This window comes from Serratia sp. DFXYC6, assembly GCF_057196085.1.
In genome coordinates this window covers 1,006,020-1,031,433 of record NZ_JBXUNV010000001.1, presented here as the reverse complement: position 1 = coordinate 1,031,433, position 25,414 = coordinate 1,006,020, and the positions used below count along the sequence as shown (strand labels likewise).

The 25,414-nt window shown below is 58.3% G+C and carries 22 protein-coding genes; 8 read left to right on the top strand and 14 right to left on the bottom strand.

What is annotated here, in order from left to right; translation table 11 throughout:
• The first annotated feature begins 138 nt into the window (after positions 1 to 138).
• On the top strand, positions 139 to 1,242 hold the full coding sequence (gene chaA / locus AC2CGQ_RS05070; protein WP_004934723.1) for a sodium-potassium/proton antiporter ChaA: 1,104 nt from the start codon (positions 139 to 141) through the stop codon (positions 1,240 to 1,242).
• Positions 1,243 to 1,278: 36 nt separating this feature from the next.
• On the opposite strand, the gene lpxO is transcribed toward chaA, so the two are convergent.
• From lpxO to putP, 6 genes are all read right to left on the bottom strand, one after another.
• Complete coding sequence (gene lpxO, locus AC2CGQ_RS05065; protein ID WP_021504035.1) at positions 1,279 to 2,181, bottom strand: lipid A hydroxylase LpxO; 903 nt, start codon at positions 2,179 to 2,181, stop codon at positions 1,279 to 1,281.
• Positions 2,182 to 2,416: 235 nt separating this feature from the next.
• A complete protein-coding gene (gene phoH, locus AC2CGQ_RS05060; protein ID WP_004934726.1) occupies positions 2,417 to 3,205 on the bottom strand; it encodes a phosphate starvation-inducible protein PhoH in 789 nt (262 codons plus the stop codon).
• 719 nt (positions 3,206 to 3,924) lie between these two features.
• Positions 3,925 to 5,223 carry an iron uptake transporter deferrochelatase/peroxidase subunit gene (gene efeB, locus AC2CGQ_RS05055; protein WP_021504076.1) on the bottom strand — a complete coding sequence of 433 codons (1,299 nt, stop codon included), beginning with the start codon at positions 5,221 to 5,223 and terminating at the stop codon, positions 3,925 to 3,927.
• Between the two features lie 11 nt (positions 5,224 to 5,234).
• Positions 5,235 to 6,371, bottom strand: coding sequence for an iron uptake system protein EfeO (efeO, locus tag AC2CGQ_RS05050; protein ID WP_166445198.1), 1,137 nt, complete (start codon positions 6,369 to 6,371; stop codon positions 5,235 to 5,237).
• Positions 6,372 to 6,391: 20 nt separating this feature from the next.
• Positions 6,392 to 7,237, bottom strand: a complete 846-nt coding sequence (gene efeU, locus AC2CGQ_RS05045) for an iron uptake transporter permease EfeU (protein WP_004934730.1) — start codon at positions 7,235 to 7,237, stop codon at positions 6,392 to 6,394.
• Positions 7,238 to 7,480: 243 nt separating this feature from the next.
• Positions 7,481 to 8,965, bottom strand: a complete 1,485-nt coding sequence (gene putP / locus AC2CGQ_RS05040; protein WP_166445199.1) for a sodium/proline symporter PutP — start codon at positions 8,963 to 8,965, stop codon at positions 7,481 to 7,483.
• A 570-nt stretch (positions 8,966 to 9,535) separates the two neighbouring features.
• On the opposite strand from putP, the gene putA reads away from it, so the two are divergent.
• From putA to AC2CGQ_RS05025, 3 genes are all read left to right on the top strand, one after another.
• Positions 9,536 to 13,507 (top strand): trifunctional transcriptional regulator/proline dehydrogenase/L-glutamate gamma-semialdehyde dehydrogenase, encoded by a 3,972-nt coding sequence (gene putA / locus AC2CGQ_RS05035; RefSeq protein WP_015378229.1) that lies wholly within the window; start codon positions 9,536 to 9,538, stop codon positions 13,505 to 13,507.
• Between the two features lie 163 nt (positions 13,508 to 13,670).
• Positions 13,671 to 13,874: a type II toxin-antitoxin system HicA family toxin gene (locus AC2CGQ_RS05030; RefSeq protein WP_015378230.1), complete on the top strand. Its 204-nt coding sequence runs from the start codon at positions 13,671 to 13,673 to the stop codon at positions 13,872 to 13,874.
• Between the two features lie 11 nt (positions 13,875 to 13,885).
• Positions 13,886 to 14,299: a type II toxin-antitoxin system HicB family antitoxin gene (locus AC2CGQ_RS05025; RefSeq protein ID WP_015378231.1), complete on the top strand. Its 414-nt coding sequence runs from the start codon at positions 13,886 to 13,888 to the stop codon at positions 14,297 to 14,299.
• A gap of 29 nt (positions 14,300 to 14,328) precedes the next feature.
• On the opposite strand, the gene tcyN is transcribed toward AC2CGQ_RS05025, so the two are convergent.
• From tcyN to AC2CGQ_RS04990, 7 genes are all read right to left on the bottom strand, one after another.
• The gene (tcyN, locus tag AC2CGQ_RS05020) at positions 14,329 to 15,081 is read right to left on the bottom strand and encodes an L-cystine ABC transporter ATP-binding protein TcyN (protein ID WP_015378232.1); all 753 of its coding nucleotides are present in this window, start codon (positions 15,079 to 15,081) and stop codon (positions 14,329 to 14,331) included.
• Positions 15,082 to 15,084: 3 nt separating this feature from the next.
• Entirely contained in the window at positions 15,085 to 15,747 is a 663-nt protein-coding gene (gene tcyL, locus AC2CGQ_RS05015; protein ID WP_015378233.1) for a cystine ABC transporter permease, read from the bottom strand.
• Positions 15,747 to 16,547, bottom strand: a complete 801-nt coding sequence (gene tcyJ, locus AC2CGQ_RS05010) for a cystine ABC transporter substrate-binding protein (RefSeq protein ID WP_015378234.1) — start codon at positions 16,545 to 16,547, stop codon at positions 15,747 to 15,749. Before tcyJ ends, tcyL begins: the two co-directional genes overlap by 1 nt.
• A gap of 115 nt (positions 16,548 to 16,662) precedes the next feature.
• A complete protein-coding gene (locus AC2CGQ_RS05005) occupies positions 16,663 to 17,655 on the bottom strand; it encodes a D-cysteine desulfhydrase (RefSeq protein WP_015378235.1) in 993 nt (330 codons plus the stop codon).
• A 124-nt stretch (positions 17,656 to 17,779) separates the two neighbouring features.
• The gene (fliZ, locus tag AC2CGQ_RS05000) at positions 17,780 to 18,289 is read right to left on the bottom strand and encodes a flagella biosynthesis regulatory protein FliZ (RefSeq protein ID WP_004934751.1); all 510 of its coding nucleotides are present in this window, start codon (positions 18,287 to 18,289) and stop codon (positions 17,780 to 17,782) included.
• A gap of 54 nt (positions 18,290 to 18,343) precedes the next feature.
• On the bottom strand, positions 18,344 to 19,066 hold the full coding sequence (locus AC2CGQ_RS04995) for an RNA polymerase sigma factor FliA (protein WP_004934752.1): 723 nt from the start codon (positions 19,064 to 19,066) through the stop codon (positions 18,344 to 18,346).
• A gap of 182 nt (positions 19,067 to 19,248) precedes the next feature.
• A complete protein-coding gene (locus AC2CGQ_RS04990; protein WP_021504080.1) occupies positions 19,249 to 20,331 on the bottom strand; it encodes a flagellin FliC in 1,083 nt (360 codons plus the stop codon).
• Positions 20,332 to 20,612: 281 nt separating this feature from the next.
• Between AC2CGQ_RS04990 and fliD the strand changes: the two genes are divergently transcribed.
• The 4 genes from fliD (at position 20,613) to AC2CGQ_RS04970 (ending at position 23,987) form a co-directional block, all read left to right on the top strand.
• Positions 20,613 to 22,013 (top strand): flagellar filament capping protein FliD, encoded by a 1,401-nt coding sequence (gene fliD / locus AC2CGQ_RS04985; protein ID WP_015378237.1) that lies wholly within the window; start codon positions 20,613 to 20,615, stop codon positions 22,011 to 22,013.
• 26 nt (positions 22,014 to 22,039) lie between these two features.
• Positions 22,040 to 22,450: a flagellar export chaperone FliS gene (fliS, locus tag AC2CGQ_RS04980; RefSeq protein ID WP_004934758.1), complete on the top strand. Its 411-nt coding sequence runs from the start codon at positions 22,040 to 22,042 to the stop codon at positions 22,448 to 22,450.
• A complete protein-coding gene (gene fliT, locus AC2CGQ_RS04975) occupies positions 22,450 to 22,818 on the top strand; it encodes a flagella biosynthesis regulatory protein FliT (protein ID WP_004934765.1) in 369 nt (122 codons plus the stop codon). The genes fliS and fliT overlap by 1 nt, the downstream gene beginning before the upstream one ends.
• Before the next feature lie 308 nt (positions 22,819 to 23,126).
• Positions 23,127 to 23,987 carry a helix-turn-helix transcriptional regulator gene (locus AC2CGQ_RS04970; protein WP_015378238.1) on the top strand — a complete coding sequence of 287 codons (861 nt, stop codon included), beginning with the start codon at positions 23,127 to 23,129 and terminating at the stop codon, positions 23,985 to 23,987.
• A gap of 466 nt (positions 23,988 to 24,453) precedes the next feature.
• On the opposite strand, the gene AC2CGQ_RS04965 is transcribed toward AC2CGQ_RS04970, so the two are convergent.
• Positions 24,454 to 25,383 carry a LysR family transcriptional regulator gene (locus AC2CGQ_RS04965; protein WP_484593505.1) on the bottom strand — a complete coding sequence of 310 codons (930 nt, stop codon included), beginning with the start codon at positions 25,381 to 25,383 and terminating at the stop codon, positions 24,454 to 24,456.
• Positions 25,384 to 25,414: the final 31 nt, after the last annotated feature.

Below are 25,414 nucleotides of genomic sequence, written 5' to 3'. Positions count from 1 at the left end.
TGCTTTCTCAGATAAAAACAACATCACACCGGCGCCGCGGGTGTATCCTAATATAAATACCTACTGGAAACGCAGAGTTGCCGCATCACGGCGACCGGCGCTGACGGGCTACGCTGTTTGAGAAGGAGTGCCACCCTCATGAAGTCGCAACACGATCCTGGCCGATCCACCAAGTCTCGCCACACCGAATACTCACTGATCTTCCCCATCGCCGCGCTGGTGGTGTTGAATTTATGGGGCAGCACCGCTAACTTTCCGCTGATCGTCGGCATCAATATTCTCGCGCTGGTGGGGATCCTCAGCAGCGCCTTCAGCGTGGTGCGCCACGCCGACGTGCTCGCCCACCGGTTGGGCGAGCCCTATGGCTCGCTGATCCTCAGCCTGTCGGTGGTGATCCTCGAAGTCAGCCTGATCTCGGCGTTGATGGCCACCGGCGACGCCGCGCCGGCGCTGATGCGCGACACGCTGTACTCCATCATCATGATCGTTTCCGCCGGCCTGGTCGGCTTCGCGCTGCTGCTCGGCGGGCGCAAGTTCGCCACCCAGTACGTCAACCTCGGCGGCATCAAACAGTACCTGATGGCGATTTTCCCGCTGGCGGTGATCGTGCTGGTGTTCCCGAGTGCGCTGCCGGGCGGCAACTTCAGCACCGGGCAAGCGCTGTTGGTGGCGCTGATTTCCGCCGCCATGTATGGCGTATTCCTGGTGATCCAGACCAAAACCCACCAGAGCCTGTTCGTGTACGAGCATGAAGACGACGATGGCGATCCGCACCACGGCAAGCCCTCTTCGCACAGCAGCGCCTGGCACGCCGCCTGGCTCATCGTGCACCTGATCGCGGTTATCGCCGTCACCAAGTTCAACGCCAATCCGCTCGAAGGCCTGCTGACCAAAATGAATGCACCGGCGCAGTTCACCGGTTTCCTGGTGGCGCTGCTTATCCTGTCGCCTGAAGGCCTGGGCGCGCTGCGCGCCGTGTTGAACAATCAGGTGCAACGCGCCATGAACCTGTTCTTCGGTTCGGTGCTGGCGACCATCTCCCTGACGGTGCCGGCGGTGACCATCATCGCTACCCTGACCGGGCAGACGCTGATCTTCGGCCTGCAAACGCCGCATATCGTGGTGATGTTGACGGTGTTGTTGCTGTGCCAGCTGTCGTTCTCGACCGGCCGCACCAACGTGCTGAACGGCACCGCCCACCTGGCGCTGTTCGCCGCCTACATGATGACTATCTTCGCCTGATCAAAAAGGGGCGCACTCTGTGCGCCCCTGCCTGCGTTATACCGAGAAGAATATCGCCGCGGCGATCCCCCCGAACAAAATCCACTTGATGATGTAATAACCGGTGCGGTTCCAGGCCTTCAGCCGTTTCCCCACCCGGCGAATTGCATAGATGTATTTGAACATCTTGTTGACGCCGCCGGTGCGATCGCCCTCTTCATTCGGCGCGGTGGCGGCGCTCATCAGATTGCGCCCCAACCAGTGGTTAACCGCCTGCGCCCAGCGGTAGCGCATCGGCCGTTCGATATCGCAGAACAGGATCAGGCGATTCTGCCCGCTCTGGTTTTCCGCATAGTGCAGATAGGTTTCATCGAACATCACCCCTTCACCGTCACGCCAGCTGTAGCGCTCACCGTCCACCTCAATGAAGCAGCGGTCATCATTGGGGGTAATCAGCCCCAGGTGATAACGCAGCGAACCGGCGTAAGGATCGCGATGGCGCGGCAAACGGCTGCCGTCCGGCAGTTCGGCGAACATCGCCGCCTTGACCGAAGGCAGACTGCGCAGCAGTTCCGTGGTCTGCGGGCACAGGGTCATGGCGGAGGGATGGCTGTCCTCATACCATTTCAGATAAAAGCGTTTCCAACCGGTCTTGAAGAACGAGTTGAAACCGGCGTCGTTGAATTGATCGGACGCTTTGATCTGCTGGATCTCCATCAGCTTCTGTCCTTCGTCGCGGATGGTTTCCCAGTTCTCCCGCAGTACCGTCAGCTCAGGAAATTGCTCCGGCTTCAGGTACGGCGTGGTCGGCACACGGGAAAACAGATACATGAAGACGTTCAACGGTGCGGTAAAGGTGGAATGGTCAGACAGCTGCCGCCACACGTTGTAGCGCACCCGCCCGCGGTAATGCACATAGACGACGCATAAAATAAGCAAAAGCAGAATGATGTATTTCATGTTTGAATCGCAGCAAGGAACCCACACGCTATGCGCCGCGCGGCGCACACCCCAGAAAATGTCCTTTTGGCGGCGCACGCAAACTGCGCGCCAATCTGGAACCCATTAATCATTAACGCTAACTCAACGAAAATCTATACAAATAACCACAATAATTTACACAAAGGTTAAACGAAATGGTAAATAGGCGGCGATAAAAAAGGCCGCCGAAGCGGCCTTTCCATTAGCGGATAGGTTAACTGTAAGCGTTGAGCGTGCGCTGGCACAAAGCGGAGCGTACGCAGTCCTGTTTTTCAAAGCGGATGACGCCGATCATCTCGTCCTCTTCGAAGCGCTCCAGGGCATCGCTGAGACCGGATTTTACGCCGCGCGGCAGGTCGCACTGGGTCACGTCGCCGTTAACGATAACCGTCACGTTTTCCCCCAGGCGGGTCAGGAACATTTTCATCTGGCTGGCGGTCACGTTCTGGGCTTCATCCAGGATAACGACCGCATTTTCGAAGGTGCGTCCGCGCATATAAGCGAACGGCGCAATCTCTACCTTGCCGATTTCCGGGCGCAGGCAGTACTGCATAAAGGAAGATCCTAAACGGCGCACCAGAATGTCATACACCGGGCGGAAATAAGGCGCGAATTTCTCGGCGATATCCCCCGGCAAGAAACCGAGGTCCTCATCCGCCTGCAAAACAGGACGGGTAACGATAATCCGATCCACCTCTTTATGGATCAGCGCCTCCGCCGCCTTGGCGGCGCTGATAAATGTTTTGCCACAGCCGGCTTCGCCGGTGGCGAAGATCAGCTGCTTATTCTCTATGGCTGATAAGTAATGACCCTGAGCTTCGGTTCTAGCCTCGATGGGTGAGCTATCGCGCTTGTCTCGCGCCATGCCGATAGACTCGACTCCCCCCATTTGCACCAGCGAGGTCACAGACTCTTCTTCCAGCTGGCGATGACTACGAGCGTCACGACGAATAACGCGTTTCGCTTCACGACGTGCTTTGATCACTGCTTTCTGTCTACCCATAGTGGCACCTTACAGTTTGTTTCACCTACCGCAACGGCCAGGCCGCGCGATTATGTTTCACACACGTATTAGGTTTTGGCCTCCTCCGAGCCAATAAGAGCCAAGGGACAAAGTGAATCGACGGCAACGCTTAAGCGCTGTGTCTTCACGGGACAACGCGGACTGCATCAATAAACGTGGAGTAAAAAGTGATGAGATTCGGTAGCGATAAGGGTGCGGAGTTGCCGGTAAAAGAGAGTCGGAGAGAGAACCCTCGTTACAACGAGAAATCAGGGGAGATGTGTTATTTTTTCTTTCCAGCCCAACCAAGGACTTTACCATTAGCGATCCCCGCAGTGATATTTACAGCTTCAAGCTGTGCACCGTGTGAAAACTACCGCCAGATGATTACAGTATAATGACATTCAATCCTGTCGCGTTACTAAAATGTAAAAAAATTTTATATGTTTTGTTTTTAGTTATCGCTAAAACACTATATCACGCCCAAGACATCATTCCATAGAAAATTATAATCAATAAATATCAATGAATTACAATTAAAATCCGCGAATGACACTTTGGTTTCCAGATTAAATTTTGCGCAATCAAAAGCAGCAGAGATGGGTGTTTTTTTTATCTGCTGGCAAAGCATTGAATTGCGTTTCATCGTTAACTGCCCCCCTGCAGCGGGTAAGACAAACGTAAAACGAGGCGGAAGATCCCGCCTCGTTATTCCGGTTTCAGGCCTTGAGCAGGCCGCTGGCCAGATAATCGCTGCCCTCTTTCACGCCCGGCAATACGAAGAAATACCCGCCGCCAATCGGCTTGATGTATTCCTCCAGCGCTTCGCCGTTCAGCCTTTTTTGCACCGTCAGGAAGCCTTTCTCCAGATCGGCCTGATAGCAGACGAACAGCAGCCCCATTTCCAGCTGGCCGGCATTGGAGACGCCAAGGGAATAGCTGTAGCCGCGCCGCAGCATCAGGTTGCTTTGGCTTTCCGGCGTGCGAGGATTAGCCAGCCGGATGTGCGCATCCATCGGGATCACCTTGCCGTCGGGATCGTTCGCGTAGTCCGGCTCGTCATGTTCACGCTTCATGCCCAGCGGCGCCCCGCTGTGCTTCTCGCGGCCGAAGATGGTTTCCTGCTCCTGCAGCGGCGTGCGATCCCAAAACTCGACGCGAAAACGAATAATGCGCGCCGCCTGATAGCTGCCGCCCGCCGTCCACGCCGGCTCACCGACGTTGTCGCCGACCCACACCACCTTATCCATCAGCGGTTTGTCGTCGGTTTTCGGGTTCGCAGTGCCGTCTTTGAAACCCAACAGGTTGATCGGCGTCTCTTTGCCTTTGCTGCGCGCCGCGTGCGCGGAGATGAACCCCTCCCGCTTCCAGCGCACGCTGAGCAGATCCGGCGAATGCTTAATGATGTCGCGCAGCGCGTGAATCACCGTTTCGTTGGTGTTGGCGCAGATCTGCAACAGCAGGTCGCCGTGACAAAGCGCGGCGTCCAACGCATCGTTGGGGAAGCGGGTCATTTTCTGCAACCGCAGCGGCTTTTGCGCCTGCAGACCAAAGCGTTCATCAAACAGCGATGCGCCGACCGAGACGGTGATGGTCAGGTTGTCCGGGTAAATCTCCGGCCCCATGATGCCGGAATCGAGCGGCGGCAGCTTGGCGTCCACCTCCGGCGCCTTACCGCCGTGGGTCAGGAAGGCGATGCGATCGGTCAGCAGCCGGAACAGGCGCTCCAGCCCCGCTTTGTCGGTCGCCAACACATCGAACGCCACCAGCATCATCGCCGCCTGTTGCGGCGTCAGCACCCCTGCCTGATGGCGGCCATAAAACGGCTGTTTCTGCCAGCGCTCATCCTGCGGCGTCGCCAACGGCTCCGCCGCGTTACCCGCCGCCTGCGCCAGGCGGCTGCCGCCCAGCGCCAGCGCGCCCAGCCCCAGCCCTTGCAGCAAACGGCGGCGCGAAGGCGATGCCGCCCCCTGCGATTGCGGATGCGGCCCGTTATTCGGGCCTGCCTTGTTGCTCATAACCGTATGCCTCAGTCCAGACCCAATACGCCGCGCAGCTGGGAAAGATCCTCCGCCAGCGTGGTGATCGGCCCTTTCAACGCATTGCGATCGGCATCGGTCAGCTTCTCATAGGACTCATAACCCTCTTTGGTTTGGTACTTCGCCAAAATGGTGTCCACGGTTTTGAAGTTGGCGTCGATTTTGTCCAGCAGCGGCTTATTGGCCTTAACCAGCAGCGGGCGCAGCAGATTGACTATCTTTTGCGCGCCGTCGACGTTGGCCTGGAAGTCCCACAAATCGGTGCGGCTGTAACGGTCTTCTTCACCGCTGATCTTGCTGGCCGCCACCTCTTCGATCAGCCCGGCTGCGCCGCCCACCACTTTGCTCGGCGGGAAGGTCAGTTCACTCACGCGTTTTTGCAGCTCAACGGTGTCGTGATACAGACGATCGGCATATTGGCTCATGTCTTTGGTCGAATTGTCGGCAAACAGCGCCTTCTCCAGACGGTGGAAGCCGGTGAAGTTCGGGTCCGCCGCTTTCTTCTCGTAGTCGTCTTCACGGGCGTCGATGCTGCCGTCCAGATCGGAGAACAGCTCGGCGATCGGCTCAATGCGCTCATAGTGCTGGCGGGTCGGCGCATACAGCCTGCGCGCCTGCTCCACGTTGCCGGCCTTCACCGCGTCGGTAAACAGCTTGGTCTGTTTCACCAACCCATCGACTTCTTTGGTGACGTAAACCTTGTATTCAGCGATCGGGCCGACCAGGTCCAGCGCGTTCGGCTTGCCGTCGGTGGCGCCGTTGGCCGCGGCGGTGACAGTCAGTTTGCCTTTCGGATTGCTCAGCAGCCCGCAGGTCATGTCATATTCGCCCGCTTCCAGCGTGGCGGTCATTTTCTGGGTAAAGCCCGGCGCGATGTTCTCGCGCTCTTCCACCACCATCACCCCTTTCAGGATTTCCCATTCGACGTTTTTCTGGCTGGTGTTGTGCACCACAAACTGTGTCTTGCCGGCCGGGACCGTCAGTTGCATCGGTTCGCACTGCTTGTCGTTAACCGTAACCTTGATCTGCGGCACGTCCGCCGCCAAGGCGCCGATGCTCAGCGCAAACGCCGGGATAGCCAGTAATGCTGCGTGCAACGCCTTGCGGCGAAATAACGGAGTAGACATACGAGATTCCCTATTAAACATTAATGATTGATTTTACGTTGCGCCGGGGCCGCTGCCGGCTCCGCGCGCTGCGGCAGGAAAAAGAAAATCAGCGCCGGGATCAGATACAGGAAGTAGACCGCCACTTCGCTGACCGTCGGCGCTTCCTGGTAACCGAGAATGCCTTCCAGCAGGGTGCCGAACAGCGAATGGGTCGACAGGGTGTTGCTGAAATCGAAGGCGATGTCCTGGAAGTGGTTCCACAGGCCGGCTTCGTGGAAGGCGCGGATCGCCCCGGCGGCCAGGCCGGCGGCGACGAACAAAATGAACAGACTGGTCCATTTGAAGAATTTGGCCAGGTGCAGCTTCACCCCGCCCCAGTAAATCATCATGCCCAGCACGATGGCGGCCACCAGGCCGAGCACCGCGCCGATCGGCGCCGCGGCGCCCACGTCTTGCTGGAACGCCGCCAGCAGGAAGAACACCGACTCCAGCCCTTCGCGCGCCACGGCGAAGAACACCATCGCCACCAGCGCCCACCCCTGCCCTTTACCGGCGCTGAGCGCCTGATCGATAGCCCCTTCCAGATGCACCTTGACCGATTTGGACACCTTACGCATCCAGAACACCATATAGGTGAGGATCAGCACCGCCACCGCCGCCACGATGCCTTCGAACAGCTCTTGCTGTTTCTGCGGGAACTCGCCGGTGGTCTCATTGATGAAGATGCCGAGCGCCAGACACAGCGCCGCGGCGACAATCACGCCGATCCACACCGCGCCCAGCCATTGGCTGCGCTGCGTGCGCTTCAGGTAGCTGGCGATCAGGCTGACGATCAGCGCGGCCTCCAGCCCCTCACGGAACATGATAAGAAAGGGAACGAACATAACTAATCACCCCTGAAAAGACCGCGGCGGCAGAGAAAACCGGCTCGAAATGAGCCGCGGCGAGTATGTAAAGAAACGTAAAATACAACGAGAGTGATTATCATTCTGGCAAAAAGAAATACAAGAGGCGCAAGCGTGATTTTTTCTAATCAAATGTCGCCAGGTGTTACAGCCGAATGACGGGCAAACAGGCAAAAAGAAGGGGCGCTCTGCGCGCCCCTTGCCGACTGACATCAAACGGCGTTATACCGTTTTGTATTCGGCTTCCGCCTGATCGAAACGTTCGGTCATGGTTGAGGATGGCTGGCGGCCCATCAGGCTCACCACCACAATGGCCAGACAGCCCAGGATGAAGCCAGGGATGATTTCGTACAGGCCCAGCCATTCGTACTGTTTCCAGACGATCACCGTCACCGCACCGACCAGCATGCCGGCCAGCGCGCCGTTGCGGGTCATGCGCGACCACATTACCGAGATCAGCACAACCGGGCCGAAGGCGGCACCGAAACCGGCCCAGGCATAACTCACCAGGCCCAGCACGCGGTTCTCCGGGTTGGCCGCCAAGGCGATGGCGATCAACGCCACTACCAGCACCATCACGCGGCCGACCCACACCAGCTCACGCTGGCTGGCGCCCTTGCGCAGGAACGCCTTGTACAGGTCTTCGGTGATCGCGCTGGAGCATACCAGCAGCTGGCAGCTCAGGGTGCTCATGACCGCCGCCAAAATCGCCGACAGCAGCACGCCCGCCACCCATGGGTTGAACAGCAACATCGCCAGTTCGATAAACACGCGTTCGCCGTTCTGCGACACGTTACCGGCCTGATCCGGGTTATTGGCGAAGTAAGCGATACCGAAGAAACCGACGGCGATGGTCCCGGCCAGGCACAGGATCATCCAGATCATGCTGATGCGGCGCGCGCTGCGGATGGTGCGGTGAGAATCCGCTGCCATGAAACGCGCCAGGATGTGCGGCTGGCCGAAGTAGCCCAGGCCCCAACCCAGCAGCGACAGGATGGCGACGAAGTTCAGCCCCTTCAGCATGTCGAGGTTGGCCGGGTTCTTCGCCTGGATCACCAGCATCGAGGTATCGATGCCGCCGACGGCGAAGATCACGATCACCGGCGTCAGGATCAGCGCGAAAATCATCAGGCTGGCCTGTACGGTGTCGGTCCAGCTCACCGCCAGGAAACCGCCGATAAAGGTATACAGGATGGTCGCCGCGGCGCCGGCCCACAGGGCGGTTTCGTAGCTCATGCCGAAGGTGCTTTCGAACAGGCGCGCGCCGGCCACGATGCCGGAGGCGCAGTAAATGGTGAAGAACACCAGAATGACGATGGCCGAAATCACCCGCAGCAGCTTGCTGTTGTCTTCAAAACGGCTGGTGAAATAGTCCGGCAGCGTCAGGGCGTTGTTGTTGGCTTCGGTATGCACGCGCAGCCTTCCTGCCACCAGCTTCCAGTTCAGGTAAGCGCCGATGGTCAGGCCGATGGCGATCCAGCTTTCGGAGATGCCGGAGAGGAAGATGGCGCCCGGCAGGCCCATCAGCAGCCAGCCGCTCATGTCGGAAGCCCCGGCGGACAGCGCGGTCACCACGCTGCCCAAACTGCGGCCGCCGAGAATATAGTCATCAAAGTTGTTGGTTGCCCGGTAGGCAAGCAGGCCGATCAGCACCATCCCGAAAATGTACACCAGGAAGGTCACCAGCATAGGTGTGCTCATTGTCATTTAATTCTCCACTTTCATTATTATTCGCGTTTCGCTCCGGCCAAGCCGGCGCCGGTAAACCCACGCGCAATGCATTTCACTGGCCGCCGCGCCGGAACGTGACGCAGCCTGCGAGCGAGTGCAGGTAAAATAGTTTCTGCCCGTAATTGTTGACCGTCGGTTATCCTAGATGAGCCTTTCATCAACCAACAAGATATTTAACAACAAAGTTACACAAAGTTTACCCTGCGTCACATTTACCGGGCTCAAAGGTTGCACTCACGACAAGCAAAATGAGTTGCACCTTGCCATTACCCTTATATACCGCAGGGTAAAGCGCCTGCGACGTAATAAACCCCGCCGCATTCGCTCAATAACGCAACATTCATGCCAACTGCCCGTGTTAAAAAATCGATGAAACTCACACTTCGCTCATCAGCCTGATTTAACAAGGTTGCACAAAGTTGCAACATGCAGGATATTGTCTGCATTCTTAACCCACACATCTCACGAACCTATCCCAACAGGCTTTCCGGCCTGCTGTTTGTCTAGCCTGATGGGATAGGTTCTAAACACAGGAGTTGGACAGGCATGGGCACTACCACAATGGGCGTGAAACTCGACGAGGCAACACGCGACCGGATCAAGAGCGCCGCGCAGCGCATCGATCGCACGCCGCACTGGCTCATCAAGCAGGCCATCTTTAATTACCTCGAGCGTCTCGAGAGCGGTACCGATATCCCTGAAATTCCAGCGCTGGCCGCAGCGGGCCAGCCTGAAGCGGACGACATTATGCCGCAAGCGCAGGAAGAGTCACACCAGCCATTCCTCGATTTCGCCGAACAAATTCTGCCGCAGTCGGTGACCCGCGCCGCCATCACCGCCGCCTATCGCCGCCCGGAGACCGAAGCGGTGCCGATGTTGCTCGAACAGGCGCGATTACCCGCCGATCTTGCACAGGCTACTCATAAAATGGCCTATGGCATCGCCGAGAAATTGCGTAACCAAAAAAGTGCAAACGGCCGCGCCGGCATGGTGCAAGGCCTGCTGCAAGAGTTCTCCCTCTCCTCGCAGGAAGGTGTGGCGCTGATGTGCCTGGCGGAAGCGCTGCTGCGCATTCCGGACAAACCGACCCGCGACGCCCTGATCCGCGACAAGATCAGCAACGGCAACTGGCATTCGCACCTGGGGCGCAGCCCGTCGCTGTTCGTCAACGCCGCGACCTGGGGCCTGCTGTTTACCGGCAAGCTGGTGTCCACGCATAACGAAGCCAATCTGTCCCGATCGCTGAACCGCATTATCAGCAAGAGCGGCGAACCGCTGATCCGCAAAGGCGTGGACATGGCGATGCGCCTGATGGGCGAACAGTTCGTGACCGGCGAAACCATCGCCGAAGCGCTGGCCAACGCGCGCAAGCTGGAAGAAAAAGGCTTCCGCTACTCCTACGACATGCTGGGCGAAGCCGCCCTGACCGAAGCCGACGCCCAGGCCTACCTGGTTTCCTACCAGCAGGCGATCCACGCCATCGGCAAAGCCTCCAACGGCCGCGGCATCTATGAAGGCCCCGGCATCTCCATCAAGCTGTCCGCCCTGCACCCGCGCTACAGCCGCGCGCAGTACGAACGCGTCATGGAAGAGCTTTACCCGCGCCTGCTGTCGCTGACCCTGCAGGCACGTCAGTACGATATCGGCATCAATATCGACGCCGAAGAGGCCGATCGCCTGGAGATCTCGCTCGATCTGCTGGAGAAACTGTGCTTCGAGCCGCAGTTGGCCGGCTGGAACGGCATCGGCTTCGTGATCCAGGCCTATCAGAAACGCTGTCCGTTCGCCATTGACGCGGTGATCGACATGGCGCAACGCAGCCGCCGCCGCCTGATGATCCGTCTGGTGAAAGGCGCCTACTGGGACAGCGAAATCAAACGCGCCCAGATGGACGGCCTGGAAGGCTACCCAGTCTACACCCGCAAGGTGTACACCGACGTTTCCTACCTGGCCTGCGCCCGCAAGCTGCTGTCGGTGCCGAACCTGATCTATCCGCAGTTCGCGACCCACAACGCCCATACGCTGAGCGCCATCTATCACCTGGCCGGCAACAACTACTACCCTGGCCAGTATGAATTCCAGTGCCTGCACGGCATGGGTGAGCCGCTGTACGAGCAGGTGGTGGGTAAAGTGGCCGACGGCAAACTGAATCGCCCTTGCCGCATCTACGCGCCGGTCGGCACCCATGAAACGCTGCTGGCTTACCTGGTGCGTCGCCTGTTGGAAAACGGCGCCAACACCTCGTTCGTCAACCGCATCGCCGACGCCACCCTGCCGCTCGACGAGCTGGTGGCCGATCCGGTCAGCGCCGTGGAAGCGCTGGCGGCCAGCGAAGGTCAAATTGGCCTGCCGCATCCGCGCATCCCGCTGCCGCGCGAGCTGTACGGCGAGAAACGCGTTAACTCCAGCGGTCTGGATCTGTCCAACGAACAGCGTCTGGCCTCGCTCTCCAGCGCCCTGCTCACCAGCGCCAGCCATCCGTGGCGCGCGGAACCTATCATCGACGCCGAATTGGATCAGGGCGTGGAGCAGCCGGTGATCAACCCGGCCGAGCCGGGCGATGTGGTCGGCTACGTGCGTGAAGCCACCGAAGGCGAAGTCAGCCGCGCGCTCGACGCCGCCGCGGCCGCCGGCCCAATCTGGTTCGCTACGCCGCCGACGGAACGCGCCGCGATCCTCGAACGCGCCGCCGAACTGATGGAAAGCCAGCTACAAAGCCTGCTGGGCATTCTGGTGCGTGAAGCGGGTAAAACCTTCAACAACGCCATCGCCGAAGTGCGTGAAGCGGTCGACTTCCTGCACTACTACGCCGGCCAGGTGCGCGACGACTTCGCCAACGACAGCCACCGCCCGCTGGGCCCGGTGGTTTGCATCAGCCCGTGGAACTTCCCGCTGGCGATCTTCACCGGCCAAATCGCCGCCGCGCTGGCGGCGGGCAACAGCGTGCTGGCCAAACCGGCCGAGCAAACGCCGCTGGTGGCCGCGCAGGCGGTGCGTATCCTGCTGGAAGCCGGCATTCCGCAAGGCGTGCTGCAGCTGCTGCCGGGCCAGGGTGAAACCGTTGGCTCGACGCTGGTCAACGACGCCCGCGTCCGCGGCGTGATGTTCACCGGCTCCACCGACGTCGCCGGCATTCTGCAGCGCAGCATCGCCGGTCGTCTGGATCCGCAAGGCCGGCCGACGCCGCTGATCGCCGAAACCGGCGGCCTGAACGCCATGATCGTCGACTCTTCCGCCCTGACCGAACAGGTGGTGACCGACGTGGTGGCCTCCGCCTTCGACAGCGCCGGGCAGCGTTGCTCCGCGCTGCGTATCCTGTGCATTCAGGAAGACGTGGCCGAGCACACGCTGCAAATGCTGCGCGGCGCGATGGCCGAATGCCGCATGGGCAACCCGGAGCGCCTGTCCACCGACGTGGGCCCGGTGATCGACGCCGAAGCCAAAACCGGCATCGAACGCCACATCCAGGCGATGCGCGCCAAAGGCCGCAAGGTGTACCAGGCCGCCAAAGGCAGCGCGCAGGATGAAAAAGAGTGGGCGCGCGGCACCTTCATCAAGCCGACGCTGATCGAACTCGACAGCTTCGACGAGCTGCAAAAAGAGATCTTCGGCCCGGTGCTGCACGTGGTGCGCTTCCAGCGCAACAATCTGGACGCGCTGGTCGATCAGATCAACGCCGCCGGTTATGGCCTGACGCTGGGCATTCACACCCGTATCGATGAAACCATCGCCCGGGTGACCGAACGCGCCAAGGTCGGCAACCTGTACGTCAACCGCAACATGGTCGGCGCAGTGGTCGGCGTGCAGCCGTTCGGCGGCGAAGGCCTGTCGGGCACCGGCCCGAAAGCCGGCGGCCCGCTGTACCTGTACCGTCTGCTGGCTAACCGTCCGGACGACGCGCTGCAACGTACGCTGCACCGCCAGGACGAAGAGCGCCCGATGGAAGCCACCGCGCGGCCGCAGCTGTTGGGTGCGCTGCAATCGCTGGAGAAATGGGCGGTCACCAGCCAGCACGGCGAACTGGCGGCATTGGCGCAACGTTATGCGGAACTGGGCCAGGGCGGCACCGTACGTCCGCTGCCGGGCCCGACCGGCGAGCGCAATACCTATGCCCTGCTGCCGCGTGAACGCGTGCTGTGCCTGGCGGATAACGAAACCGACGCGCTGATCCAGCTGGCCGCCGTGCTGGCGGTTGGCAGCTGCGCGCTGTGGCCGGAAGCGGAACTGCAGCGCAATCTGTTCCGCCGCTTGCCGAACGATGTGCAGGCGCGCATCGCCTTCAGCAAAGACTGGCAGCAGGACAAGGTCGAGTTCGACGCCGCCATCTACCACGGCGATGCCGACCAGCTGCGCACCCTGTGCGAGCAGATCGCGCAGCGCGGCGGCGCCATCGTCTCGGTGCAGGGCTTCGCTCACGGTGAAACCAACATCCTGTTGGAACGCCTGCTGATCGAACGTTCGCTGAGCGTCAACACCGCCGCCGCCGGCGGTAACGCCAGCCTGATGACCATCGGTTAACGCATCCTCAAGGCGGCAATACATTGCCGCCTGATTTGCTAACCGCTACGCAAACCCTGCACTTGTGCAGGGTTTTTTATTGTCCGCAGCCCGGTCAGCCGTTAGCGTATTAATCTTCTTGCCTGATAGTGTGTATGGTGTGTAGATTAAGGACAATAACATCGTGAAGAGTTCAGAACTGATTGCGCTGCTGGAAAGCCACGGTTGGGTATTGCGGCGGGTAAAAGGCAGCCACCATCAATTCAAACATCCCGATTTTGCGCTGATCATCACCGTGCCGCATCCAAAGAAAGATCTCAAGCTGGGCACGCTGCGGCAGATACTTAAAGACGCGGGGTTAAGTGCGCTTCACATCGCCACGCGTTAACAGGAGAGACCATGTTTTATCCCGCTTATATCCATACAGAATCAAACGGCAGCGCCAGCGGTTTCTTTCCCGACGTCCCTGGCTGCTACTTCGCCGGCACCAGCCTGGACGACGCTTTTGCCGATGCCCAAAGCGCACTGGATGCGCACTTTGAGTTGTTGAGCGAAGACAATCAACCGCTACCGCGCCCGCATGCCGTCGCAGCCCATCTTGCCAAAGATGCGGGATCCTTCGAGGGAGGACAATGGCTATTGGTCGCTATCAATATGGATAAATTTGACGGCCGAGCCGAACGGATTAACATCACGTTGCCCCATCGCCTGTTAAGTCGCATTGACTCTCTGGTTCGGCAACATCCGGGATACGGCAGCCGCAGCGGATTTCTCGCCGCCGCCGCGCGCAATGAATTGTTGAAAGCAGAGTGAATTCAGTCGGGGGAAACACCCCCGACGCCTTATTGATTCCGGAACTTGTCGAGGAATTGCTGGGTGCGCTGATGCTGCGGATTGGCGAACAGCGCTTTGGCCGGGCCCTGTTCGACGATGCGGCCGTGATCCATAAAGATAACCCGATCGGCCACGTCGCGGGCGAAGCTCATTTCATGGGTGACGATCACCATGGTGCGTTTCTCTTCCGCCAGTGAACGCATGGTATTGAGCACTTCTCCCACCAGCTCGGGATCGAGCGCCGACGTCGGCTCATCGAACAAAATCACCTCCGGCTGCATCGCCAGCGCGCGCGCGATCGCCACCCGCTGCTGCTGCCCGCCGGACAGCCGACGCGGATAAGCCGCCTCTTTGCCGCTCAGCCCCACCTTGGCCAGCAACGCGCGAGCGCGCTGTTCGGCGCTGGCTTTCGCCTCACCTTTAACGATAACCGGCCCTTCAATGATGTTTTCGAGCACCGAACGGTGCGGAAACAGGTTGAAGTTCTGGAACACAAAACCGACCTGCTGGCGCAGCGCGCGCACCTGATTTTTCTGTTTGCTCAACGGCTTGCTGCCATCGATCAGGATATCGCCGACGCGAATGGTGCCGGAATCCGGCTCCTCCAGTAGGTTGATGCAGCGCAACAAGGTGGTTTTCCCTGAGCCGCTCGGGCCGATGATCGCCACCACTTCACCGGCATCCACCGCCAGATCGATCCCATGCAGCACCGTCTGACCTTTGAACTGCTTGGTCAATTGCTTAACTTCAATGGCACTCATGCGTTACTCCTGATCCTGGCGGTTAACGTGGGCTTCCAGACGGTTTTGCAGTGCGGAAAGCAGGGTCGCCATCACCCAGTAAATCAGCGATGCCGCCAGGTACATGGTGAACACTTCCAGCGTGCGCGAGGTGATGAGCTGCGCCTGGCGGAACAGTTCCGGCACCTGAATGGTAGCGGCCAGCGAGGTGTCCTTCACCAGGCCGATAAAACTGTTGCCCAGCGGCGGCAAGGCGGTGCGCGCCGCCTGCGGCAGGATCACCCGGCGCAGGGTTTGCCAACGGGTCATGCCGATACTGGCGGCGGCTTCCCACTGCCCTTTGTCGATCGACGAAATCGCCGCGCGCAGCGTTTCTGAGGTGTAGGCGGCGGTATTGAGCGACAGGCCAATCAGCGCCGCCGGGAAAGGATCGAATTCGATGCCGAACTGCGGCAGACCGTAATAGATCATAAACAGCTGGGCGATCAGCGGCGTGCCGCGGAACAGCGATACGTAAATGCGCGACAGCCATGACAGCGGCCAAAGCGGCGAAAGGCGCATCAGCGCCAGCAGAAAACCCAGCAACAGGCCGAACGCCATACCGCCCAGGCTAAGCTGCAGCGTCAGTATGGCGCCCTTCAATAAAAATGGCGCTGAATCCAGCGCCAGTTGAATACTTTCGTGCATTATTTAGTTACGTCCGCGCCAAACCATTTCTCGGAGATCTTCGCCAGCGTGCCGTCTTTTTGCATCTCGGCGATCGCCTGGTCAATCGCGGCCAGCAGCTCTGGGTTATTCTTGCGCAGCGCCACGCCGGACTCCTGGCGGGAGAATGCCGGGCCGGCCACCGCCAGCGTATCGCCGGTTTTCTTCACCAGATCCAGCGCCGCCAGGCGGTCCACCAGAATGGCGTTGATGCGGCCGACGCGCAGATCCTGATACTTGGTCGGATCATCGTCGTAAGTGCGCACGTCCACGCCCTGCACATTCTCGCGCAGCCATTGCTCATAGTTGGTGCCCAGGCCAACGCCGACCTTTTTGCCCTTCAGGTCATCCGGCTTGGTAATGGTGCCTTCGTTGCCCTTTTTCACCAGCGCCTGAATGCCGGAAACGGTGTAAGGGGTGGAGAAATCATATTTCTTCTTGCGCTCATCGGAGAGCGTCACCTGATTGATGACCACGTCGATGCGCTTCGAATCCAGCGAAGCCAGCATACCGTCCCATTTGGTCGGGTTCAGCTTGGCTTTCACGCCCAGATGTTGCGCCAGCGCGTTGGCGAAATCCACTTCGAAACCGGTCAATTTGCCGTCTTCCCCCTGGAAACTGAACGGCGGATAAGTACCTTCCAGCCCGACGATCAGCGTGCCGCGCTGTTTCACCTGCTGCAGCAGGTTATCGGCGGCGTAGGTTTGCGTCGTCACACCGGCGGCCAACGCAATACCCACCACGCCCAACAACCATTGACGACGAACTTTCGCAAACATCATAAACACCCCTGTATGTTGTTTATCTTTTTTGATATCAGCACTTTAACAGTGCAACCGCCCGCATAAAGGAATATAACCTTATAAATATAGTTCAAAATGGAATAACACGCGGTGTTTACACCTGCGGATGGTAGGCGAACAGCGCCGGTGCACCGCCGGTGTGAACAAACAGGATGGGACCTTCGTCGCGGAAGCGCCGCTGGGCGATGCCGTCGATCAAACCGGCCATCGCTTTGCCGGTGTACACCGGATCCAGCAATACCCCCTCTTGCTGCGCCAGCAACTGCACCGCCGCCATGCCCTCTTCGTTCGGCATGCCGTACTGCGGCGCGAAGTAATCATCCCACAACGCGATCGGCGCCAGTTTGTCAATATTCAGCGAACAGGCCAGGGCTTTCTGGATTTGTTCCACCTTCGGCAACTGATCGATCACGGTGCGCGAGACGGTCACGCCGATCAACTCGGTTTCGGGCAGCAGCTGCTGCAGCCCCACCGCCAGCCCGGCGTGGGTGCCGGCGCTGCCGGACGCCACCACCACCGAACTGAACGCCACGTTGCTGCGTTGGCTCTGTTCGGCGATTTCCAATGCGCACTGCACGTATCCCAGCGCGCCCAGCGCATTGGAGCCGCCCACCGGCACCACGTAAGGCCGGAAGCCCTGCGCCTCGAGGCGCGTCGCCAGTTCCGCCAGTTGCTGCTGCGGATCGTGCAGCGCTTCGCACATTACCACTTCGGCGTTGAACAGGCCGAGCAACAGACGGTTGCCGTTGGTCAGGTAGTTTTCCGCGCGGGTATCGATCGGGTTTTCCAGCAAAGCGACGCAGTGCAGGCCCAGTTTCGCCGCCACCGCCGCCGTCTGGCGCACGTGGTTGGATTGAATGGCGCCGGCGGTGACCAGCGTATCGGCGCCTTGCCGTAACGCATCGGCGGCCAAAAACTCAAGCTTTCTCAGCTTGTTGCCGCCCATCGCCATAGGCGTGACATCGTCACGTTTAAGGTAAATTTCACGGCCGAGGTAATCGGAGAGACGGGACAGTTTTTCCAGCGGTGTGGCGACGCCAACCAGATCCAGACGCGGAAATTGCGCCAGTTGTTGTTGCAGGTTCACTACTTCCCCCCAGGGAATCGAATATCAACATCTGATAACCGATAGATTTAGCAGATGTGAACTGAATAATCATCCTTTATCACGGGGGAAACAGCAGACCCCGGCCCAGCGGCCGGGGAAAGTCTCAGTAGCTGCGCTGCCAGGCGAGATACTGATCGTACTTGCGCAGCGCAATGCGGTAGTTGTTGTGCGCCGCGGTAGGCAGATCGTCGATGATGCGCTGATGACTGGCGCTGTTGGCGAATTTGTCCGCCGGGTAATTCCGCGCCACCAGCATTTCATCCAGCCGGCGCAGCCGCACCACGTACTCGCGAATGGTGCTGTGGCTCATCTCGGTCTGTTCGAACAGATACTGCTTGAACGCCATAATGTCGAAATAACTCGGGTGGCTGTTGCAGGAAATCTCGCTGCAAAAGCGGCACAGCGCGGTCAGCTCGTGCTGCACGTTTTGCCAGACCGCATCGTCGATCGGCTGATCCATGCGCGCGATGGCTTCTTTATTGATTATCTTGCCGCGAAACACCAGCGCCATGCGGTCCAACAGTTTGCCGCACTGGGAGCAATGGGTCTGGCTGTGCTTGTAGTCTTTCAGGTAACGGCTAAGCGGCCGTTTCTTCAACAGTATTCCTGGCATAAGGGGCAGTCCGATTGTCGCATGAGTCATCGAGTTGGGGGCGGCGCTCCGCCGTCAGGTATCGTTCGCCAGCCGCGCGCGCAGCCGTTTGATCGCCTGACTGTGCAGTTGGCTGACGCGGGATTCCCCCACGTCCAGCACGGCGCCGATCTCTTTGAGATTCAACTCTTCCTGGTAATACAGCGTCAGCACCATTTTTTCGCGCTCCGGCAACGCCTCGATGGCGTCGATCACCCGCTGGCGCAGGCTGCCTTCCAACAGGTGATGCAGCGGGTTGGCCTCTTCATGCCCTTCCAGCATCGGTTCCGCGTTCTCGCCATGCTCCTCGCGCCATTCGTCGTAGGAGAAAAGCTGGCTGTTATTGGTGTCCAACAGAATTTGACGGTACTCATCCAGCGAGATGTTCAGCGTCTGCGCCACTTCCGTCTCGCTCGCCGGACGGCCGTAACGCTGTTCCAGTTGCCGCATCACCTGCGCGACCTCGCGCGCGTGGCGCCGCACGCTGCGCGGCACCCAGTCGCGGCTGCGCAACTCGTCGAGCATCGCGCCGCGAATGCGCTGCACCGCATAGGTGGTAAAGGCGGTTCCCTGTAGGGCGTCATAACGCTCAACGGCGTTTAATAGCCCGATTCCCCCGGCCTGCAACAGGTCGTCAAGCTCCACGCTGGCGGGCAGCCTGACCTGCAGGCGCAACGCCTCGTGGCGCACTAACGGCACGTAGCGCAACCAGAGAGAATTTTTGTCCATCACGCCTTCGGCGGTATACAGATCGCTCACTATGTCTTAAACCTGCGGATAAGAGAGTCAGCGCTATTATGCGTAGGGGGCGGAATGCCAATCGGCTGAACAGTCGCACAAAACGGGCTTTATTTGCGCCATGTAATAACCGCGCGGTGCGCGAGCATAAAAAAACCCCGCCGAAGCGGGGTTTCTTTGCGACAGTTAATCGGGAGAGACGATTAACGCAGCAGGGACAGGACGTTCTGAGTAGACTGGTTAGCCTGTGCCAGAACAGAGGTGCCAGCCTGTTGCAGGATGTTGGCGCGGCTCATGTTGGACACTTCGGTCGCGTAGTCAGCATCCTGGATACGGGACTGAGAAGCGGACAGGTTGTTCACGGTGCTGTTCAGGTTGTTGATAACAGAATCGAAACGGTTCTGTACCGCACCCAGGGAAGAACGCAGACCGTCAACCTGAGACAGCGCTTTGTCCAGGGTAGCCAGCGGATCAGGAATGTCCACTGCAGTGGTGCTTGCAGCAAATTTCACGGTATCAGCTGCACCGCCAGTACCTGCAGTGAAGGTTGGAGTCGCTGAAACGTAAGATTTTTTACCGTCGGTGGCAGTGGTTTCGACCATGTAGATGGTTTTGCCATCTTTATCAGAACCTGATACCAGCTTCTCATTCGCCTTCAGACCAGATGCGTCAACTTTAGCATCGCCAACGGTACCTGCGTTGTCATACTTGATAGTTGCGCCATCAGCGATCTGAGAACCAACTTTGTTGCCTTTGGTCGTCACATTAAAGGTATCCAGACCCAGCTCTTTAGCGTCGATCTTTTTCAGATCGATATCGATGGTTTCACCGTCGTTAGCGCCAACCTGGATAGTCAGTTTCTGATCGCTGCTCAGCACTTTCACGCCGTTGAAGTCAGTCTGCTCGGAGATACGGTTGATTTCAGACAGACGCTGAGTGATTTCGTCCTGGATGGATTTCAGGTCGCTGGTGGAGTTGGAACCGTTCTGCGCCTGTACGGTCAGACGACGGATGTTCTGCAGGTTGTCGTTAACTTCGTTCAGTGCGCCTTCAGTGGTCTGCGCCAGAGAGATACCGTCGTTGGCGTTGCGGGAAGCCTGAGTCAGGCCTTTGATGTTCGCGGTGAAACGGTTGGAGATCGCCTGACCCGCAGCATCGTCTTTCGCGCTGTTGATACGCAGACCGGAAGACAGACGCTCAATCGCAGTGCCCAGAGAAGACTGAGATTTGTTCAGGTTGTTCTGCGCCATCAGAGACAGGCTGTTAGTGTTGATTACTTGTGCCATTGTTTGCTTTCCTTACGAGTCAGTTGCGTTCTTCGCAACACGGTTAAAAGGTTCGGGCTTGTTTGCCCACGGCGTCAACCACCGTCTCCTCAGGTATCGGCCCTCCCCTAACAACCTTTAGCAATTTTTTAAAATTTTTTGCGCCCGTTGCAATGGCGGAAATAACGCGCTTTTTCCCTCCTCTATTGCGCCATCGTTTTTTTGTTTTTTTCGGTAAACTTTTTCACCACTGGGCCGATAACGCGTAAAGCGAATAAAGTCATAATCAAGGAGAATTACTCATGGCAACGATCAGTTCATTAGGTCTCGGCTCAGGACTCGACCTCAATGGCTTGCTGGATAAGCTGACCAAAGCGGAACAACAGCGCCTGACCCCTTACACCACCAAGCAATCCAGCTACAACGCCCAGCTGACCGGTTACGGCACGTTGAAAGGCGCGCTGGAAAAATTCGACAATCTCAGCAAAGAGATGGCGAAAGAAGATTTCTTCAAGGCCACCACCGCCACCGAACACGACGCCTTCAAGATCACCACCAACGCCAAGGCGGTGCCGGGCAACTATGTGGTGGAAGTGAACAAACTGGCGCAGGCGCAAACCCTGACCACCCAGGCGAAAGTCAGCGACCAGGGCGCTAAGTTGGGCGCTGAAGGCGTGACAGACCGCTCCCTGACCATCACCGCCGGCAACCCGCCGAAAGAAACCAAGATCCCGCTGAGCGACGATCAAACCTCGCTGGTTGAGCTGCGCGACGCCATCAACGGCGCCAAAGCCGGCGTCACCGCCAGCATCATGCGCGTCGGCGACAACGACTATCAGTTGGCGGTCAGCTCCTCCACCACCGGCGAAAACAACAAGATTTCTCTGCAGGTCGATAACGACGACCAACTGGGCGATATCCTGAACTACAACGCCACCCGCGGCACCGGCACCGCCATGAAGCAGACGGTCGCGCCGCAGGATGCTGAGCTGACGGTGAACGGCACCGCTATCAAGCGCAGCACCAACTCGATCAGCGATGCCCTGCAAGGCGTCACCATCGATCTGAAAACCAAAACCAAAACCGATGAACCGCAACACCTGGTGATCAGCACCAACACCGCCGGCACCACCGACAAGATCAAAGAGTGGGTCGACAGCTATAACTCGCTGCTGGACACCTTCAACGCGTTGTCCAAGTTCACCCCGGTGAAAACCGGCGAAGCGCCAAACCCAACCAACGGCCCGCTGCTGGGCGACAACACCCTGCGCGGCATTCAGTCGTCGATCAAAAGCGCGCTGAGCGCAGCCCAGGACAACCCGGAGTTAAAAGGCCTGGGCAACCTCGGCATTTCCACCAACACCAAAACCGGCAAGCTGGAAATCGACAGCGCCAAGCTGAAGAAAGCGATGGATGAGAAGCCGGATCAAGTCAGCAACTTCTTCGTCGGTAACGGCAAAGACACCGGCATGGCCACCGAGATCCACAACGAGATCCAGAGCTACATCAAATCCGGCGGCATCATCGAGAACTCGACCAAAAGCATCAACACCAACCTCGATCGCCTGAACAGCCAGATCACAACGGTCACCGCCAGCATTCAGAACACCATCGATCGTTATAAACAACAGTTCGTTCAGCTGGATACCATGATGTCGAAAATGAACGGCACCAGTAACTATTTGGCTCAACAGTTCAAGTAACCCTTTAACAAGGTAAAGAAAACAGCATGTATAACCGTAGCGGCACTCAGGCCTATGCACAGGTCAGTCTGGAAAGCGGCGCCATGAGCGCCAGCCCGCACCAGTTAATCGTGATGTTGTTCGACGGGGCGCTCAGCGCCCTGCTTCGCGCACGCATCCTGATGAACCAGGGCGATATCGCCGGCAAAGGCATGGCGCTGTCCAAAGCCATCAATATCATCGACAACGGCCTGAAAAGTGGCCTCGACCCTCAGCAGGGCGGCGAGATCGCCGAAAATCTGGCAGCATTGTACGACTACATGAAGCGTCGACTGATGCAGGCCAACCTGCACAACGACGAAGCGGCGATCGCCGAAGTGGTTAAACTGCTGGAAAACATCGCCGACGCCTGGCGCCAGATCGGCCCTAACTACCAACCTTCGCAGGACGCCGTGTAATGGAACGTCAACAGCAGCTGTTAGCCGCTTATCAACAAATTTATAGCCTGAGCAGCCAGATGATCGCGCTGGCGCAAACCGGGCGCTGGGAGGAGCTCGTCGAGCTCGAATTCGCTTACGTGACGGCGGTGGAAAAAACCGCCGCCTTTACCGGGCAAGCCGGCCCGTCCATGGCGCTGCAGGAGATGTTGCGCAATAAGTTGCAACAGATCCTCGACAACGAAACCGAGCTCAAGCGTCTGTTACAGCAGCGAATGGATGAGCTGAAGATGCTGATCGAACAGTCCACGCGCCAGAACGTGGTCAACAATACCTACGGCCAGTTTCATGATCGTGCGCTGTTGCTGGGGGAACCACAGGTCCGATAAGATCGACAATACTGACGAAAATGGATTAAATAGCACTATGCGCTATTACCCTCGGGTTACGTTAGGATATTAATCTATGGCATTTGAATTATTCAGTTTATGGGTAATTGGTAAAATGCGCGCTTCGAGCCTGGCTCTCACTTTAATGGATAAACATCATCCCGACACGGACGTTTTCTGTTCAGCAGGAAATTGATTTTTGATAGATAAAACACGCCGCTGTGTTTCACGGCCCATGGAAAAATGTTGCTCCAACGCTGATCAAAGCGTAAAGATATTCTCAGATAATGGCTGCGAAATGAATATCGATGGAACGTACAATTAATCTCTGTCCTGGAATTGGCGCCTCAGCGCACATCATTCAGCATACTGAATTATTATTCCCTTCAGTCTATTTTGAGCAACCACATCTGTATCTGATACAACAAGGCCATAAGCGCGTACGCTGGCAACAACACGAAGTGGTCGCTCATCCCGGCGAGCTGTTGATTATCGACGGCGGGCAAACGGTGGACATTATTAACGGCCCGTCCGAAGACGGCGTATTCAGCTGCCAGTTGCTGACCTGCGATCCCCTGTTGCTCACCGTCCAACCTCCGGCGGAGGAAACGCCGGCGCCGATGCCGTTCGAGGCCGTCCTGGCGCTGCGCAACCTGCCCTGCGCCCTCAAGCACAGTTTTGAAACCACCGGTCTGGCGCTGACGCTGCGGCAACGCTTTCCCACCATCATCGTGCGGCACAAAATGCTGGAAATTCTGCTGTGGCTGGCCCAATTCGGCATTCGCTTTATTCACAACGAAGCCAAGGATCTGACGCAACGCGTGCGCCGCTGCCTGGCGACCGACCCGCACAGCATTTGGACGGCGGCCAAAGTCGCGGAAAGCCTGTCGATGAGTGAAGTGATGTTGCGCCGCAAACTGTCGATGGAAAATACCGCATTGCGCAATCTGATGATCGACGTGCGCATGAGTAGCGCGCTGGCCCTGCTGCAGTCGACCGACTGGCCGATCTCCGCCATCGCGCAACATGTGGGTTATGAAAGCGCATCGCGTTTCGCCGAACGTTTTCGCAAACGCTTCGGTTTCGCGCCTACCGCCATTCGCGGCCATCAAAGGATTATGGAACCCGGTTCTCAGGGCGTTGAGGCGATGGTCGCCGGAGAAACATAAATAGACGCGCAACAAAATGGCTTTATTTAACACAAGTCCCTAACGGTTGTAACACCACTGAGATACGCTAAGCAACGCCCATCCGCCGAACAGCGAATTAAATGATGCGTAATGAAAAGCGATTATTTTCTCTGGCAATAATTTTGTTGGGGTTGTGGCTGTTAGCCTTACTGAATGAAGAAGAGATGATGCGTTTACTGGCCGCACAATAAAACGGCCAGGCTTTTTATCGTCTGGTCAGACTTCAGTCCAGTTTAACCAGAACGCCAATTAATACCGCCAGCAGCGCCAACATTAAAATACTGATCAGACGCCATCTGGATTCGCTTTTCGTGCTCATTGACCGGCCTCGAATAATAACCCTACTAATCACGTCATAATAAACGGTCACCTGCGCATTCAATAAACCTGACAGCACCATTTTCTGCCCTCTATTCGGTACATTAGTCGGTTGTGGCACCGGCCATTAGCGATGCGATACCCACGGTGTCGCAAGCGCCAATTTTCCCGGCAGCTCCGCCACCAGCTTGTCTACCGCCAGCCGCACCTTGAGCGGCTGATAAGGCATATAGGGCCACACGACGTTCACCGGGAAACTGAGGCTGGACTCACCGCGCATGATCTCCACCAACGTTCCCGCCATCAAGCGCTCGCGCACCAGCCACTCCGGCAGCCAGGCAATACCGGCGCCGGCGGACACCGCATCGACGATCCCCTGCATGTCATCCATCATCATCTTGGCCGGTGGCCTGAACGGCCGCAGCTCGCCGTTTTCACCGCGAAGCTGCCAGGGCAACACGGCGCCGGCGTGCAGATACCCCACCGCCTGATGTCGGCTTAACGCCTCTACCGTTCTCGGTTCACCGCAGCGCTGCAGATAATCGGGCGAGGCGGACAGCAGCATGCCGTGTTCGCCCAAGCGCCGGGCAACCAGGCTGCCGCTGTCCGCCAGCTCGCCAATGCGCACCGCCAGATCGAACCCCTCATCGACGAGATCGATCCTGCGGTCGCTGAATGAAATCTCCAGCGTCAGTAAGGGATGCTCATTCGCCAGCGCCGTCAACACGGGCGCAATGCACAAATGGCCGAACAGCACCGGCACCGAGACTCTGAGCCGGCCGCTGACCTGCATCTTGCCGCTGTCGAGCTGGTTTTCCGCCGCCTGAATGTTTGCCAACGCCTGCCGGCAGTGCTCATAGTACAGCGCCCCTTCATCCGTCAGGCTCAGGCTGCGCGTGGTGCGCATAAACAACATCACGCCAAGCCGAGCCTCGAGACGCGACACGATTTTGCTGACCGCAGAGCGCGTCAGATGCAGTTTCTCTGCGGCGGCGGCGAAACTGCCGCCTTCCGCTACGGCAACAAAGGCCGGCAGCGCACTCAGATCGCTTTTCATCTTAATGTTGCCAATATGGAATCAATTTAGT